This is a genomic window from Streptomyces sp. NPDC052114 (genome assembly GCF_040680155.1).
Lineage (GTDB): Bacteria > Actinomycetota > Actinomycetes > Streptomycetales > Streptomycetaceae > Streptomyces.
Genome location: NZ_JBFAWC010000010.1, coordinates 38,343 through 52,557, shown reverse-complemented (window position 1 = coordinate 52,557; position 14,215 = coordinate 38,343). Strand labels below are relative to the sequence as shown.

At 72.2% G+C, this 14,215-nt stretch carries 17 protein-coding genes; 8 read left to right on the top strand and 9 right to left on the bottom strand.

Annotation, left to right across the window (positions count from 1 at the left end; genetic code table 11):
• Nucleotides 1-171 precede the first annotated feature (171 nt).
• The 4 genes from AB0L89_RS22605 to AB0L89_RS22590 all read left to right on the top strand — a co-directional run bounded on the left by AB0L89_RS22605 (nucleotide 172) and on the right by AB0L89_RS22590 (nucleotide 2,009).
• Entirely contained in the window at nucleotides 172-423 is a 252-nt protein-coding gene (locus tag AB0L89_RS22605; RefSeq protein WP_365143556.1) for a hypothetical protein, read from the top strand.
• Between the two features lie 220 nt (nucleotides 424-643).
• Nucleotides 644-1,294 (top strand): hypothetical protein, encoded by a 651-nt coding sequence (locus AB0L89_RS22600; RefSeq protein ID WP_365143553.1) that lies wholly within the window; start codon nucleotides 644-646, stop codon nucleotides 1,292-1,294.
• Nucleotides 1,295-1,365: 71 nt separating this feature from the next.
• On the top strand, nucleotides 1,366-1,644 hold the full coding sequence (locus AB0L89_RS22595) for a hypothetical protein (RefSeq protein ID WP_365143550.1): 279 nt from the start codon (nucleotides 1,366-1,368) through the stop codon (nucleotides 1,642-1,644).
• A gap of 101 nt (nucleotides 1,645-1,745) precedes the next feature.
• On the top strand, nucleotides 1,746-2,009 hold the full coding sequence (locus AB0L89_RS22590) for a chaplin (protein ID WP_365143547.1): 264 nt from the start codon (nucleotides 1,746-1,748) through the stop codon (nucleotides 2,007-2,009).
• A 102-nt stretch (nucleotides 2,010-2,111) separates the two neighbouring features.
• Here AB0L89_RS22590 and AB0L89_RS22585 read toward each other — a convergent pair whose 3' ends face one another.
• From AB0L89_RS22585 to AB0L89_RS22545, 9 genes are all read right to left on the bottom strand, one after another.
• Nucleotides 2,112-2,984 carry a tyrosinase family protein gene (locus tag AB0L89_RS22585; protein WP_365143544.1) on the bottom strand — a complete coding sequence of 291 codons (873 nt, stop codon included), beginning with the start codon at nucleotides 2,982-2,984 and terminating at the stop codon, nucleotides 2,112-2,114.
• Between the two features lie 35 nt (nucleotides 2,985-3,019).
• The gene (locus AB0L89_RS22580; RefSeq protein ID WP_365143541.1) at nucleotides 3,020-3,484 is read right to left on the bottom strand and encodes a tyrosinase family oxidase copper chaperone; all 465 of its coding nucleotides are present in this window, start codon (nucleotides 3,482-3,484) and stop codon (nucleotides 3,020-3,022) included.
• A gap of 11 nt (nucleotides 3,485-3,495) precedes the next feature.
• Complete coding sequence (locus tag AB0L89_RS22575; protein ID WP_365143538.1) at nucleotides 3,496-4,002, bottom strand: hypothetical protein; 507 nt, start codon at nucleotides 4,000-4,002, stop codon at nucleotides 3,496-3,498.
• Nucleotides 4,003-4,150: 148 nt separating this feature from the next.
• The gene (locus AB0L89_RS22570) at nucleotides 4,151-4,822 is read right to left on the bottom strand and encodes a vitamin K epoxide reductase family protein (protein ID WP_365143535.1); all 672 of its coding nucleotides are present in this window, start codon (nucleotides 4,820-4,822) and stop codon (nucleotides 4,151-4,153) included.
• Nucleotides 4,822-5,325 carry a DUF5949 family protein gene (locus AB0L89_RS22565; RefSeq protein WP_365143532.1) on the bottom strand — a complete coding sequence of 168 codons (504 nt, stop codon included), beginning with the start codon at nucleotides 5,323-5,325 and terminating at the stop codon, nucleotides 4,822-4,824. Before AB0L89_RS22565 ends, AB0L89_RS22570 begins: the two co-directional genes overlap by 1 nt.
• Before the next feature lie 240 nt (nucleotides 5,326-5,565).
• Complete coding sequence (locus AB0L89_RS22560; protein WP_365143529.1) at nucleotides 5,566-5,817, bottom strand: chaplin; 252 nt, start codon at nucleotides 5,815-5,817, stop codon at nucleotides 5,566-5,568.
• A gap of 132 nt (nucleotides 5,818-5,949) precedes the next feature.
• Nucleotides 5,950-6,228, bottom strand: a complete 279-nt coding sequence (locus tag AB0L89_RS22555; RefSeq protein ID WP_365144260.1) for a hypothetical protein — start codon at nucleotides 6,226-6,228, stop codon at nucleotides 5,950-5,952.
• A gap of 285 nt (nucleotides 6,229-6,513) precedes the next feature.
• Nucleotides 6,514-7,326, bottom strand: a complete 813-nt coding sequence (locus AB0L89_RS22550) for a hypothetical protein (protein WP_365143526.1) — start codon at nucleotides 7,324-7,326, stop codon at nucleotides 6,514-6,516.
• Between the two features lie 275 nt (nucleotides 7,327-7,601).
• The gene (locus tag AB0L89_RS22545) at nucleotides 7,602-7,841 is read right to left on the bottom strand and encodes a chaplin (protein ID WP_365143523.1); all 240 of its coding nucleotides are present in this window, start codon (nucleotides 7,839-7,841) and stop codon (nucleotides 7,602-7,604) included.
• 577 nt (nucleotides 7,842-8,418) lie between these two features.
• Here AB0L89_RS22545 and AB0L89_RS22540 point away from each other — a divergent pair.
• From AB0L89_RS22540 to AB0L89_RS22525, 4 genes are all read left to right on the top strand, one after another.
• Nucleotides 8,419-9,549 carry a glycosyltransferase gene (locus AB0L89_RS22540; protein WP_365144257.1) on the top strand — a complete coding sequence of 377 codons (1,131 nt, stop codon included), beginning with the start codon at nucleotides 8,419-8,421 and terminating at the stop codon, nucleotides 9,547-9,549.
• On the top strand, nucleotides 9,546-11,033 hold the full coding sequence (locus tag AB0L89_RS22535) for a sugar transferase (protein ID WP_365143520.1): 1,488 nt from the start codon (nucleotides 9,546-9,548) through the stop codon (nucleotides 11,031-11,033). The genes AB0L89_RS22540 and AB0L89_RS22535 overlap by 4 nt, the downstream gene beginning before the upstream one ends.
• 71 nt (nucleotides 11,034-11,104) lie before the next feature.
• On the top strand, nucleotides 11,105-12,412 hold the full coding sequence (locus AB0L89_RS22530; protein ID WP_365144254.1) for an O-antigen ligase family protein: 1,308 nt from the start codon (nucleotides 11,105-11,107) through the stop codon (nucleotides 12,410-12,412).
• Entirely contained in the window at nucleotides 12,409-14,154 is a 1,746-nt protein-coding gene (locus AB0L89_RS22525) for a lipid II flippase MurJ (protein WP_365143517.1), read from the top strand. Before AB0L89_RS22530 ends, AB0L89_RS22525 begins: the two co-directional genes overlap by 4 nt.
• Nucleotides 14,155-14,215: the final 61 nt, after the last annotated feature.

Genomic DNA, 14,215 nt, shown 5'->3' with positions numbered 1-14,215 from the left:
GTACCCCTCCGGCCGTTCTCGACAGGCGCTTCCGTGCGGATCTGCTCACGGTGTTCACGGCAGGGCCGAGCGAGCGGGCCCTGGCCGCGGCCGTCGGGATCCCTCCCGAACCGCCCTCCTCGGGCACGGCCGCTCTGATGCTCGTACCGCACATCGAAAGGAATGCGTCTCATGCGCAAGTTTGCCAAGGCGATCGCCGTCGGAGCCGTTGTCGTCCCGGTCGTCCTCGGGGGTGCCACCGTCGCCTCCGCCCACGACGGCCCGGGCTACGCGAAGTCCGACAACTCGGCGACCGTCGACGGTGGCATGTCGTCCAAGACCGAGAGCGGCTTCTCCGAGGACGGGACTGCGTACTTCATGAAGTCCTCCAAGACGGCGAACTCCACCGGCGCCACCGGTAACTCGACCGGTTCGCATTCCTGACCCAAGGGATTGGCTCCCTTGGAGCCACCGGGCACAAAGGCCCCGAGGGAACACCCCCTCGGGGCCTGTCGCTTTCCGGGCCGCCCACCGCCCGGCTCCGCAGGAATACCCGTACAAGCCGCATGGCATATCTAACGATGTCTCACGACAAGAACGGCATGCAATTCCCGTCGCGGCGCCCCCGCGGCAGACATCCTCAATTCCCCGAGAAGGAGCTCCGATGCGTGACTCGATCAGAACACTGGGCACCACGATCCTGGCCGGCACATTCCTCGCCGTCGCGGCCGTCCCCACCGCCACCGCCCTCGCCGAACGGGACACCCCGGCCGCCGCCTCCCCCGCCTCCCCCGCTTCCTCTTCCGACACCACCCTCACCGCATCCGCCATCACCGAACTGACGGCCGAGAAAGTGAGCACGGGTTCGTCGGCGCGTGTACGCGTCAGCGGCCGCCTGGTGGAGGGCTCCACCCTCACCTTTCCGCTGGCCCGCCTTCCGCTCACCGTCCAGGTGGCCGACTCGGCCTCCGTCACCCCCGCGCGCTGCCACGCGCGGACGACCGACCGGGGCGCCTTCAGCTGTTCGGTCGAGGTGTCGCCCGGGGCCTCGAACACGATGCGGGCCGACTTCGCGGGCAACGAGTTGTTCGCCCCGTGCAGCGCCACCACCAGCATCGGAACCGCGGGCACCACGCCCCTGCTCACCGAACCGGCGCGTCCTGACACCACCGCCACCACACCGTCCACGACGGCGACCCCCACCCCCGCCGCCTCGACGCCGGCCCTCTCGACCCCGGCCACCGTCCCCACCTCCCCGGCGCTGCCGACCGCCCCGGAACTCCCGACCGCCCCGGCGGCCACACCGTTGAGCTGATCGGGTCGGATGACTGCGTTCCGCGTTCCTCCGCGGCCCGGATGTCGCCTCGGCTTGCAGAATGAGGCCCCATGAAGGCACGTCATATTCTTTTGTCCGCGGCGGCATCCACGCTGCTCACCGTGGCGGGCGCGTCGGTCGCCCAGGCCGCGCCGCCGCCCACCGACTGGAACTCCGAGGCCCCCGCGCCCGAATGGTCGAAGGATTCGCTCTCACTGGGCGCGGACACGATCAAACACCGCAGCACCGCTTCAGGTTTCCTCCCCGATGGAACCGCCTACTTCTCCACGGAGGAGCTCGGGCTCTCACCGGACGGAATCGGCTTCACCGAGACCTCTTCGCATTCCTGAACATGAGAGCACAAGATGCGTGACCTCACCGTGACGGCAGGCGTTAGAAAATATGCGGTTGCACGTAGGCGGCCGCTCTTTCCAAGTCAAAGGAGAACGTGATGTCCCGCATCGCGAAGGTGGCCGCTGTCACCCTCGGCACCGGCGCCGTCGTCCTCGGTGGTGCCGGCATGGCCCTGGCGGACGCCGGCGCGCACGGCGAAGCCGTCGGCTCCCCCGGTGTGCTCTCGGGCAACCTGCTCCAGGTCCCGATCCACGTCCCGGTGAACGTCTGCGGCAACACCGTCAACGGCATCGGCGCCCTGAACCCCGCCTTCGGCAACCAGTGCGCCAACGTCGACGGTGGCTCCGGCTACGGCGGCTGAAGAAACTGAAGACCTGCCCCGAGCAGGTGGTGAAGCCCCCGGTGAGCGTTCCGCCCGGGGGCTTCTCCCTGTGTGCGGCCCGACTCCCGTGGGCCGCGCGGGCTAACTCCCATACGTATAGAGCCTCTTGTGCTCTGCCATCTCGTCCGGCGTGACCCGCCACGGCGGCATCGGCTCGTTCCGCGCGACGATGCGCTGGTACTGGGAGTCGCCGAGGCCCGGCGGCTTCTCCGGCAGATAGGGCGCCGAGCGCGGGTGGCGGCGCTGCCAGCGGCTCCACAGCAGGTCCACGAAGGCGTGGTTCAGCCAGAAGACCGGGTCGTTGACCGAGGCGCCGCCCAGCATGTGCCCGCCGACCCAGCGGTGCACCCGGTTGTGGTTGCGCCACCGGTCCTTGCCCCGCGCCGACGTCCAGCCCTCCAGCTTGTTGCGGAAGCCCTCGGCCGCCGTGGAGTTCCACGGCGGCACGTCGTAGCGGGGATCGTCCATGGCCCAGGCCACGTCCTGCGGCGTGGGCAGCTCGATGGGGTCCTGCGGGCGCCCGAAGTCACGGGTGAGGAACTCCCCGTCGGTGACGCCCTCCTTGATCGGCCAGTGCCCGCTCCCGTAGGCGAACGGCCCGGTCATGACCTGCCGGTCGCCGCGCCGCCCGTTGCCGCCCATCAGGTCGTCGCCCCACAGCGACGCGACCGGGCTGCGGTCCTTGGTCCAGTCCCAGTAGGGGACGGCGACCGCCGGGTCGATCCGCTGCAACGCCCGCTCGAAGTCGAGCAGGAAGCGGCGGTGCCAGGGAAAGAAGGAAGGGGCCATGTGCGCGACCCGGAGTCCGCGGTCGCCGTCCGCCACATAGAACTCGACGTGCATCCGGACGTAGTCGTCGTACTCCCCGCTGCGCTTGAGCTTCAGCAGCGCGTCGACGAAGCGCCGCCGCTCCGCACGGGTGAGGCTGCTCTGGTTCTTGCGCACATGGGCCATGTCCATTCCCTCCGCGATCAGGGCTCGTGTCCGGCTCAGTGATGACGGCCGCTCAGCACCTCGTGGGGGCCGAGCTCGTCGACGGCGCCTCGCGCCGCGGCGAGCGGCGTCGCGTACGACTGGTAATGGTCCACCATGCTCAGGTACGTGCCGTCGGCCCGTCGCATGAGCCCGAGGAGCCGTCCGTCGATGGTGACCCGCCACTCGCCGGAAACGCCCCTGTCAACGCCCCGGGACGCCATCGGCTCACCCTGGATGCGCCGGCCTTGGTACATCTGGTCGAAGGGTGGATCGTCCGGCGGGACCTCCGTGACCGGTTCGGGTGGTTCCGGTACGGCGCGGAAGAGGCCGGCGGCGGCCAGGACCACCGAGGCCGCCGCGCCCAGGAGATGACGGCGCGTCACACGGTCGATGAGCCGCCGGCTTCCGGGGGCCGTCGCCGGTACGGCGTGCGGTGCGGTGTGGGCCCGGCTCGGGACCGGGCCCACACGGTTCAGCACGGGTGCCACGGTCAGACGAGCCCGAGGTCGGTGGCGGGCTGCGCGCTCAGCGACGGCGCCTCGACCCCGGCGCCGGGCAGCTTCGGCGCGGGGAGCCCCCAGAGGTCCGCCTGCGGGGCGGTCAGCGGAAGGTCCAGGTCGGCGCCGGGCGTGACGGCGCTGACGTCCGAGGCGTGCGCCTCGGCGGTGACCGAGTCGATGGTGTCCTCGCCGAGCACGTCGGACAGGGGCGCCTTCACCCGGGCCGACGGAAGGCTGTTGTCGACGGGGATGCCCGGGACGGCCCGCTCGGGCAGCAGCCGGCCCTCGGCGTAGCGGGGGCCGTCCGTGCCGCCGCTGGGCAGCGGCACCGGCACACCGGCGCTGACCTCGGGGGCCTGCATGTCCAGGGCGTACTCCACCCCGTTCAGCGGGACGGTGACCTCCGGCTGCTCTGCCGCCACGGCCGACGAGGCGCCGCCGACGGCCGCTGCACAGGCCATCAGGGCGGCGAAGGCACCCTTGGTTGACTTCTTCATCTTGCTGGACTCGTCCTTTCGCTGTGCGACCACAAGGCCCCGTTACCGGATCAACGATGCCGAGTCGGCATCAGCACAAACTTCGCCCGACTGCACCAATTCCCCCGCCGGACCACGCCTTTGTACGGGTGTACGGCGACGCGTCGGTTCAGCTGGTCCAGAAGCTCCACCAGCGCGTCAGAATCAGCATTCCGACAACTCCCATGTGGAGAACGGGAAGGACCCAGGTGAAATCTTCCATGAAGATACGCAGGCCCCTGGGCGCGGGCAGAAAGCCACTCCGCACGTTGTGCGAGGTCACGTACCAGAACATGAGAATGGTGGCGGCCCAGGCCAGACAGCACCAGAGGCAGAGGGAATTGATGCGGTAGAGGGACTGGAACTGAAGCCAGGAGCAGAAGGCGACACCGAAGAGCGTGCCCGCGTTGAGGGTCAGCCAGTACCAGCGGGGAAAGCGCGCCGCCGCGATCAGACTCGCGCCGACACAGACCACCATGGCGTAGGCGACGAGACCGAGCATCGGATTGGGGAATCCGAAGGCCGACGCCTGGTCGCTCTTCATGATGTTTCCGCACGCGACCACCGGGTTGATGCTGCAACCGGGCGTGAAATCCGGGTCCTTCAGGAGCTTGAACTTGTCGAGGGTGATGACCCAGGCCGCCAGCAGCCCCGCCGCCCCGGTGACCACCAGGAGCAGGCCGAGCGGCCGGCCGGCCCGCTGCTCGCGCGCGGTGGCCGCGGCGAGCACGGGGGTGGCCGCCGCACCGGCTCCGCCGACGGCCTGGAGCGGTACCCGGTGCGGCAGTTCGGTGGAGCGCATCAGCCGCGCAGGCTACGCGCGGGCAGCAGACAGTGGGCGGCGTTGAGCATCGTCTCCTCGGCGCCGGCGAACTCGCTGAGGATCTCCTCCGTGACGGGCTCGCCCGGCTTGCCGTCCGGCCACGCGCGCGTGGTGGCCATGAAGTAGGCGTGTCCGCGCTGCTGGACGGCGGCCAGCCACTCCGGCGGCGTCGCGCACTGCGCGTTGAGGTGGGGCATGGTCACGACGGCCTGGTCGGCCTCGACGAGGAGGCTCACCGGGAGGGACGGGTTGCGCGCGCCGTCGACGACGGGACCGCCGATGGGCAGGCCCGCGTTCTGGAGCAGGGTGCGCATCGCCTCCGCGGTGGCCTCGGGGCCGCCTTCGGTGTCGCCGAGGGAGTAGGCCAGCAGGAAGGGCATGTCCTTCTGGTCCTCGGGGTGTTCGCCACTCCAGGCGAGAACGGCCAGTGTTCCCAGATCAGTTGCTTGGAAGGGGCGCTGTTCGCTGGATGTTGAGGTCATGGGGGAACGGTATAGACGCCGGAGGGCCGGTCCGGCTCCGTTGTCACTCATGTGGCCGATCGGGGGGCCGCCATCACACGATGGGGTCACCCGGCCGTGGTGGCGATGACGGTCAACGGGTCGAACTGGTCTTCCCCACGGGGCAGTTCCGGTCACGGACAGGACGAAGGGCCGGTCCGTGGAAGAGGTGACCGGCCCTGGTGTGCCTCCGCGGGAGGCGTGTGTCGTCCCGAGGGAGCGTCAGTCGTTGACGGCCTCGTTGCCGAAGGCCGGGTTGAGGCCACCGATGAGCGTGCCGGTGTTGCCCGAGGCGTTGACCGGAACGTGGACGGGGAGCTGGCCGACGTTGCCGGAGGCGACACCGGGGGACTTGACGGCCGCACCCTGGGCGCTGGCACCGTCGCCGTCACCGGCGAAGGCGCTGCCGGAGGCGGCACCGGCGGCGATACCGGCGGCGGCGAGAACGAGGGCAGCCTTCTTGGCAGTCTTCATAATCAAACCTTCCCTAGGGGGTTCACTTCAGACTATGGAGCCGATTGCGAGAAACTCGGCAATAACACGCCCGCGTTTCCCCTGTACCCTTCCGGGTCAAGGCGTCCAACACGGAACGGGAATTGAGGGCTCTTACTTGGCGAGCGGGAGGCCGCCGAGGAGCTCCTGGGGACCGCCGGAGGAGTTGAGGCCGTCCGCGGTGTTCTTGACCGTGTTGACGACGGAGTCCTTGTTCTCGGTGTCGAGCATGTTCGTGCTCACCGGCTGCGTGTCGAGCAGGGGCTGGCTCGTAATGGTCTCGAGGCCACCGTTCAGGCTGGTGGGCGTCAGGTCGGCGGCGAACGCGGGCGCGGCGGAGCCGGCGATGGCGATCGAACCGGCAAGGACAGCGGCAGCCTTCAGGGACTTCATCATGTTCCTTTCTTTGGCAACTCGCGTCGCCTTTGGGAGTACCGTTCAGGCAACTTCTGCCTGTCGTCTCTCTTCAGTAAGACCAACGAGCGCGGACCGTTCGGGAAACCCCTGGGTCTAAAACTTCCGCGAACCCACCCGAATGAAGTCGGCATCTCATCCTCATATCAACTGGCCGATTCCGAAGGTTCGTTGACGCCCGAAAACACGGAACCCGCCGTGCCGGGTGGACCGGCACGGCGGGTTCCAGGGCGATCGGCCGCCCGGCGCTGTCGCGCCGGAGGGTCAGAGCGCGGGGGCCTTCGGCAGAGCGGGCGTCTGCGGAAGCTCGGGCGTCTTCGGCAGGGCCCCGGTCGGCAGCTCGGGGGTCTTCGGGAGCTCGGGGGTCTTCGGCAGACCGTCAGTGGGCAGCTTGGGCAGGGCGGGCAGGCCCGGCAGGCTGGGCGCGGGCAGGCCGCCGCTCAGCAGGGTGGCGACGGCGACGTTGACGAGGTTGGTGAGGACCACCGGGGCGGCGGCCAGGACGGCCGCGGGGTCACCGGCCGTGGCGGCCTTGACCAGGTCGTCGACCGCCTTCTGCAGCGCGGCCACGGCGTCCGCCTTGACGTCCATCGGCGCCTTGGCGTCGCGCGGCGCGCCCCCGGTGGGGAGCTTCGGGACGGCGGGGGTCTGCGGCAGCGCGCCGGTCGGGTCCTTGGGCAGGGCGCCCGTCGGGTCCTTGGGCAGGGCGCCCGTCGGGTCCTTGGGCAGCGCGCCGGTCGGGTCGGCGGGCACCGCCGGCGGTTTGGCGGCCGCGTCGAGCGCCGCCTTCACCGCGTCCGCGTGCTTCTTCGCGTCTTCGGCGGAGAGCTTGTTGTCCTTGGCCTGGAGCACCGCGGTGAGCAGGTCGGTGACGGGGGTCAGGACCCCACCGAGGCTGTTCAGCTGCTGGGCCTGGCCCAGCAGGGCGCCGGCGTCCGGGACCGGGGCGCGCGGGGCGGTCCGGGTCTCGTCGCGAGAGCTGTCGCCGTGGGCGGCGAAGGCGGGGCCTGCCGTGCCGAGAAGCAGCGTCGCGCACAGGGTGGTGGTCGCGATACGCCGTACGGGCAGAGCGCGCATAGGTGATTCCCTTTCGGTGATGCGTCGGATCTTGTGATCACCGTGAAAGCGGCGAACGCCGAACGCAACCGAGCGACTGCGGAACGTAGCGCCCATTTGTTCGACACGAGGGCATCCGTGCAGGTGGGAAAGTAGATGTGGCGGTCACTCAATATCGCCCGACAGGCCCCCCATTCGGGGTATGGCCGCGCGGGGCCCGGTGGGCGGACACCCGGCGCCCACAACGCGGAACGGCCGTGCCCCGAGGGGCACGGCCGTTCCGGTGGGACGGTGCGTCAGTCGTTGGCGCACTGGTTGCCGAAGGCCGGGTTCAGCAGGCCGATGACGTTGACGCTGTTGCCGCACACGTTGACGGGAACGTGGATGGGCGCCTGCACGGCGTTGCCCGAGATCACGCCGGGCGAGTTGGTGGCGGCGCCCTGCGCGCCGCTGTCGGCGGCGGCCACACCGGCGCTTCCGGCCATGGCGGCGGCGGCGACGGCGGACAGGGCGAGAGCCTTGGTGGTACGCGACATGGAGTACTGCTCCTCGTAATGGGCGATCTGCGGGCGGTGTGCCCGTATACGAGGCTCAACTCCTGACACCGAGGGTGAGTTGTGCCCCCAGATGGGTGATCCGTCGCGATGATGGCGACACGCCGCGCGGCATCGGGGGAGGCTCTCCTCTGCCCAGGACCACCGCACCTCATGCGGATGATCGCTAATCCGCCACTTCCTTCACCATTCCGACACACGGTCGAGGTTGACGGAGCGACTCTCCACAGCCGCTACAGTTGCGCTTCCCCCTAGGGCATTCCACTCATAAGCGTTCGAATAACTACATTCTTTGCGAATACCCCATCTCTGTTGTGGTTCAGAGCTCTTCACCCTTCGGAAGGCCAACGCCGTCATGCGTCACTCCCTGGGTCTGCGCCGCGTATACGTCATCCCGCCCGCGCCCGCCGCACATCGCGCGGCGCACGAGAACGGCTCCGCCGCCCCGGCCGCCGTCGACGTGAAGCGATAGCGCGCGGTGCTCCGCACTGACTCGCTCCGCACCGACTCGGGAGAGCCGCGCAGGCCGCCGCCCCCGACGTCCGCCCCGCCACGCGTCCTGCACGTCAGCCAGCCCGTGGACGGCGGGGTGGCACGCGTCGTCATCGACCTGGCCACCGCGCAGGCCGCGGCCGGTCTCGACGTCCACGTCGCCTGCCCGCCGGAGGGCTTCCTGCCCCGGGCACTGACCGCGCCCGGCACCGGCGTCCACGTCCTGCCCTGGACGGCCACCCGCTCCCCCGGCCCCGGCCTGCGCGCCGAGACGCGGGAGCTGAAGCGCCTCGTCGAGGCCGCCGGGCCCGCGCTCGTCCACGCGCACAGCGCCAAGGCCGGACTCGCCGCACGCCTCGCGCTGCGCGGCCGCGTCCCCACCGTCTTCCAGCCGCACGCCTGGTCCTTCGAGGCGGTCGGCGGCACCACCGCGCTCCTGGCGCGGCTCTGGGAGCGCCGCGCGGCGCGGTGGGCTGCACGCATCGTCTGCGTCAGCGAGGCCGAGTGGGCCACCGGCCTGCGCGCCGGCGTCACCGGCGCCTGCTCGGTGATCCCCAACGGCATCGACACCTCCCGGTTCGCGCCCGGCCCCCCGTCCGGCCCGCCCTTACTCCCGGAGCCCGGCGCCCCGCCGCGTGCGCCGCTGGTGGTGTGCGTCGGCCGGCTCTGCCGCCAGAAGGGCCAGGACGTCCTGCTGCGCGCCTGGCGCTCGGTGTCCGCACAGGTGCCCGAGGCCCGCCTGGTGCTGGTGGGCGACGGGCCGGACGACGCGGCGCTGCGCGCCGAGGCCGGCGCGACGGTCGAGTTCGCGGGGGCCACGGCCGATGTCGCCCCCTGGTACCGGGCCGCCGACGTGGTCGTCCTGCCCTCCCGGTGGGAGGGCATGGCGCTGGCGCCCCTGGAGGCCATGGCCTGCGGCCGCCCGGTCGTGCTCTCCGACGTGAACGGGGCCCGGGAGAGCCTCCCGTCGGCCGACCGCGCGCACGCCCTCGTACCTCCGGAGGACCCCGCCGCGCTGGCCCGCGCCCTGGTCGCCCTGTTGCGGGACCGGGACCTGCGGGACGCGCTGGGGCGGCGGGCCCGCCGGCACGTCCTCGAACACCACGACGCACGGCGCACCGCCGCCGCGGTCGACGTGGTGTACCGCGAGCTTCTGGGCACGGCGCCCACCAAGTACAGGGAGGGCACCACCACGTGAGTGCGGAACGAACCGTCGCCTCCTCATCGGGCCAGCCACGGCAGGGCGGCTCCGGCTCGCCGAGCGGCCTCGTCATCGCGCCGCGCGAGGCGATGGGCCCACGCGGCGAAGCGGCGCTGCGGCGCCCCTCGCGCAGACGGCGCTCGGCCGCCGCGCTGGTCGCCGTCGACTGCGTCGCGGCCCTGCTCTGTCTGCTGCTGCTCGACGACCCGCGTCAACAGGCCCTGCTGGCACCCCTGTTGGTGGCCGGGGTACTGGCGCTGAACGCGCAGGGCGGTCTCTACGCGTACGCCGCGCTGCCCGCCACCCTCGACGAGGTGCCCTCGCTCGCGGGGCGGGTCGCGCTCGGCTGGTCCGCCACCGCGGTCCTCGCGTCGGCCCCGCCGGCCTCGGTCCAGCTGCCCCTGACCACCCTCGCCACCCTGGGCGCGGTGCAGTGCCTGCTCAGTGCCGGCGGGCGCGCGCTGGTGCACTGGCAGCGACGCGCGGGTGCCGCGCGCAGGCCGCGGCCGGTCCTGGTGCTGGGGCCGGGCCGGCAGGCGCGCCGGGTGGCGGCGGCGCTGCTGCGGCGGCCGGGCTGCGGCATGCGGCCGGTCGGCATCGTGAGCGAGCCGGGGAGCGCCCCGCCCGACCAGGAGAGCGACCCCGAGCCGGGGCCGGAGCTGCCCGTGCTCGGCACGGAGGACGAACTCCACCGGGCCGTGATCCAGAACGACGTACGGACCGTGCTCCTGCTCGCCGACCGCGGCCCCGCGGCCACGGGCTGGCCCGCGACGCTGAGCGGCCTGGGCTGCGACCTGTGGGAGCTCGACCCGCGCGGCCCGGAGCTGGTCCCCGCGCAGGGCGGGACCCGGCAGTACGTGGCCGGCTTCGCCTGCAGCCCCCTGGCGCCGGCCCGCAGCCGCCGCACCAGCGTCGGCAAGCGGCTCCTCGACATCGCGGTGTCGGGCGTCCTGCTGCTGGCGGTCTCGCCGGTGCTCCTCGTCTGCGCGCTGGTGCTGCGGGCCGTGGAGGGGCGCGGCGTGATCTTCCGGCAGGAGCGGGTCGGCAAGGACGGGCGGCTGTTCACGCTGCTGAAGTTCCGTACCCACCGGCCCGTGGACCAGCAGGAGGCCGCCACGCGGTGGAGCGTCGCCGACGAGCAGCGGATGAGCGCGTTCTGCCGGTTCCTGCGGGCCACCTCGCTGGACGAGCTGCCCCAGCTGTGGAACGTGCTGCGCGGTGACATAAGTCTGGTCGGGCCGCGCCCCGAACGGCCCTTCTTCGTCAAGCAGTTCAGCCAGACGTACCCCCACTACGCCCAGCGGCACCGGATGCCCACCGGCATCACCGGCCTGGCCCAGATCCACGGCCTGCGCGGGGACACCTCCATCGAGGACCGGTGCCGCTTCGACAACGCGTACATCGACAGCTGGTCGCTCTGGCAGGACCTGTGCATTCTGCTGCGGACGCTCGGCTGTCTCGTGCGCCGCACCGGGAGCTGACGACGGTGACCTCTCCTTCCTCCCCCGTCCCGGCCGCGGCCGGGACCGGGCGGGCCCCGCTCGACGCGGTCCTGCCCTGGCTGCGCGCCCACGCCACGGTCCTGCCCGTGCTCTTCGTGATCGCCCTGCTCGCGCTGCCCGTCCCCGGCGACAGCACCTCGTCGGGCGGAAAGCTCGCCGACGCGGTGTCCGCCCTGGTCGTCGGGTACGCCGTCGTGCTGAGCGTGCGGTCCCGGCGGCGGCCCCTGACCCGTACCGCCGCGGTGATCCTGGGACTTCCGGTCATCGGCATCACCGTGGCCGCCTTCGGCGCCTCCTCCTCCGCGACCGGTGTGGCCGGTGCCGCGCGCTACCTCCAGATCTTCGTGCTGGTGCCGGCCGCGGTCCTCGTCCTGATCCGCGACGCGCGCCAGTTCCGGCTGGTGGCCTGGGCGTTCGTCGCGCTCGCGCTGTGGCAGGGCGTCATCGGGGTGCACCAGAACCTCACCGGGACCGGCGCCTCGTACATGGGCGAGGACATCCGGGCCGTGGGCACCTTCGGTTCCACGGACGTCATGGGAATGGCCACGGTCGTCTCCTACGGACTGGTGTGCGCCCTGGCGCTGGCCTTCCGCCCGCACGCGCCGCGTCAGCGGACCGCGGCGGCGGTGTGCGCGGCGCTGCTGACCGTGCCGCTGGCGCTGTCGTTCAGCCGCGGGGCGTGGATCGCCACCGTGGCCGCCTGCGTCACGGTGCTGCTCCTGGCCGGGCTGCGCCGGGCGGGCCGGATCCTGCTGGCCGGGGGCGCGGTCGCCGTGGTCCTGGTGGCGGGGCTCGGCGTGGGCTCCGCGATGCTCCAGGAGCGGCTCAGCAGCATCACCCAGGTCACGGACGCGCCCGACCAGTCGGTCACCGACCGCTACACGATGTGGGCGGCCTCGGTCGACATGTGGCGTGAGCGACCGGTGGCCGGAGTGGGCCTCAAGGGCTTCCCCGAGTACCGCGACAGCCACGCCTCGCTCGCCCTGTCCTCCGGCAGCGACACCGCCGGGGCCGGCCACGGCTTCGTGCGCCAGCCGCTGCTCTCCCCGCACAACATGTACCTGCTCGTGCTCGGCGAACAGGGCCTGCTCGGCCTGACCGCGCTGGCCGGCGGCTGGGCCGCCCTGCTGGTGTGCGCGGTGCGCCGCAGATACCGCGCCCGCGCGCGGCGCGGCCGGGCCGGGGACCCGCAGCTGGACTGCGCGCTGCTGGCCTGCGGACTGCTCATCTGGCAGCTGATCGACTTCGTCTACGCCGACATCGGCGGCCCCTCCACCGTCCTGATGGCGATCGCCTTCGGCACGGCGGCCTGGTGGGCGGTCGGCTCCCACCAGCGGGGAGAGGCAGGCGCACGATGACGACGGTGCCACCGGGGGTGGCGTCGGACGGGGACGCACCGACCGGAGCGTCCCCGAAGACGGGTGGAGGACCGGGGGCGGTCGCGGAGGGGGATGCGTTGCCGGGGGCGCTGCCGGGGACGGTCCCGGAGAGGGACGCCCCGTCGCCCCCGCCCCCCGCCGAGGCCGCCGAGGCCGCGGAGTCGACCGGTGGTTCCTTCCTCGCCAAGGCCGCGCTCGTCACCGCCGCGCTGTCCATCGCCGGGTCGCTGCTGGGGCTCGTGCGGGACCAGGCGCTCGCCCACTTCTTCGGCGCCGGGCCCGACACCGACGCCTTCCTGGTGGCGTGGACCCTGCCCGAGCTGGCCGCGACGCTGCTCATCGAGGACGGGCTCGCCTTCTTCCTCGTACCCGCGTTCAGCCTGGCCCTGGCGCGCCGCGCGGACGGTCCGGCCAGGGACCCGGTGCGCGACCTGGTGCGGGCGTCGCTGCCGCGCATGGCGCTGTGGTTCGCGGTCGCGGCCCTGGCGCTGGTCGCGGCGGCGCCGTACGTGGTCGCGGTGCTGGCCCCCGGACTGCCCGACCCGCAGCCGGCCGTGGACTGCACGCGGCTGACCGCCACCTGCGCGTTCACCTTCGGCCTCACCGGCTACTGCAGCGCGGCCCTGCGCGCCCACCGCCGCTTCGTCCCGCCCGCGACGGTCTACGTCGCGTACAACATCGCCATCATCACCGCCCTGTTCGTCCTCGCGGTGCCGTTCGGCGTACGGGCCGCGGCACTGGGCGTGGCCGTGGGCGGCGCCCTCATGGTGCTGGTGCAGGCGCCGTCCCTGTGGGGGCAGTTGCGCCACCGCTACCGGCCGGGCCCGGACGCCGTGCTCACCGAGGAGCCCGCGCCGGCCCGGACCCTTCAGACGGCGATCATCTGGACGGTCCTGCTGTTCGCGCTGTGCCGCCAGTCGCAGGTCCTCATCGAGCGGTTCCTGGCCTCCTCGCTGCCCGCCGGGGCCATCTCGCACCTGAACTACGCGCAGAAGGTCGCGCAGATGCCGATGGTCCTCTCGCTCATGCTGTGCACCGTCACCTTCCCCGTGGTCGCCCAGGCCCTGGCCCGCGGCGAGGTCGAGCGCGCCCGGGACCGCGTCGAGCGCGACCTCGTCCTGGCCGGCTGCATCGTGCTCCTGGGCACGGCGGCCGTCATCGCCAGCGCGCCCCCGCTCATCGAACTCCTCTTCCAGCGCGGCGCCTTCGACGCCACGGACACCGCCGCCACCGCGTCGGTCATGCGCGTGTACGCGCTGGGCCTGCTCGGACACACGATGGTCGGCGCGCTGGCCCGCGCGCACTTCTCCGTCGCACAGACCACCTGGGTCCCCCTCTTCGCGATGTTCATCGGTGTCGTCACCACCGCGGGCATCGGCTTCCTGACCGTCGGCACCTGGGGCGTGTACGGCATCGCCGGGGCGAACGCGGTCGGCATCTGCGCCACCGCCCTGCTCCTGCTGCGCGGTCTCGGCCCGCGCACCGTGCCGGTCAGGACGCGGGCCGTCGTGGGGCAGCTGTCCCGGCTGGCGCTGGCCGCCGGCCTCTCCGCGGTGCTGGGCGCCGTGTGCGTACGACGGGTGGCCGAGCCCCTCCTGGCCGTACCGGCGAGCTTCCTGGTGGTGACCGTCTCCTACGTGCTCCTGGGCTTGCTCCTGGGCGCGCAGCCATGGGTCTGTGCCCTTCGCTCCGTCACCAGAAAGCTGCGTCATGCCAGTTGATGTCTCCCCGCCCGCCCCGTCCGACACGGACGCGTTCCTGCGCCCGCGGCCGCCCCGCAGC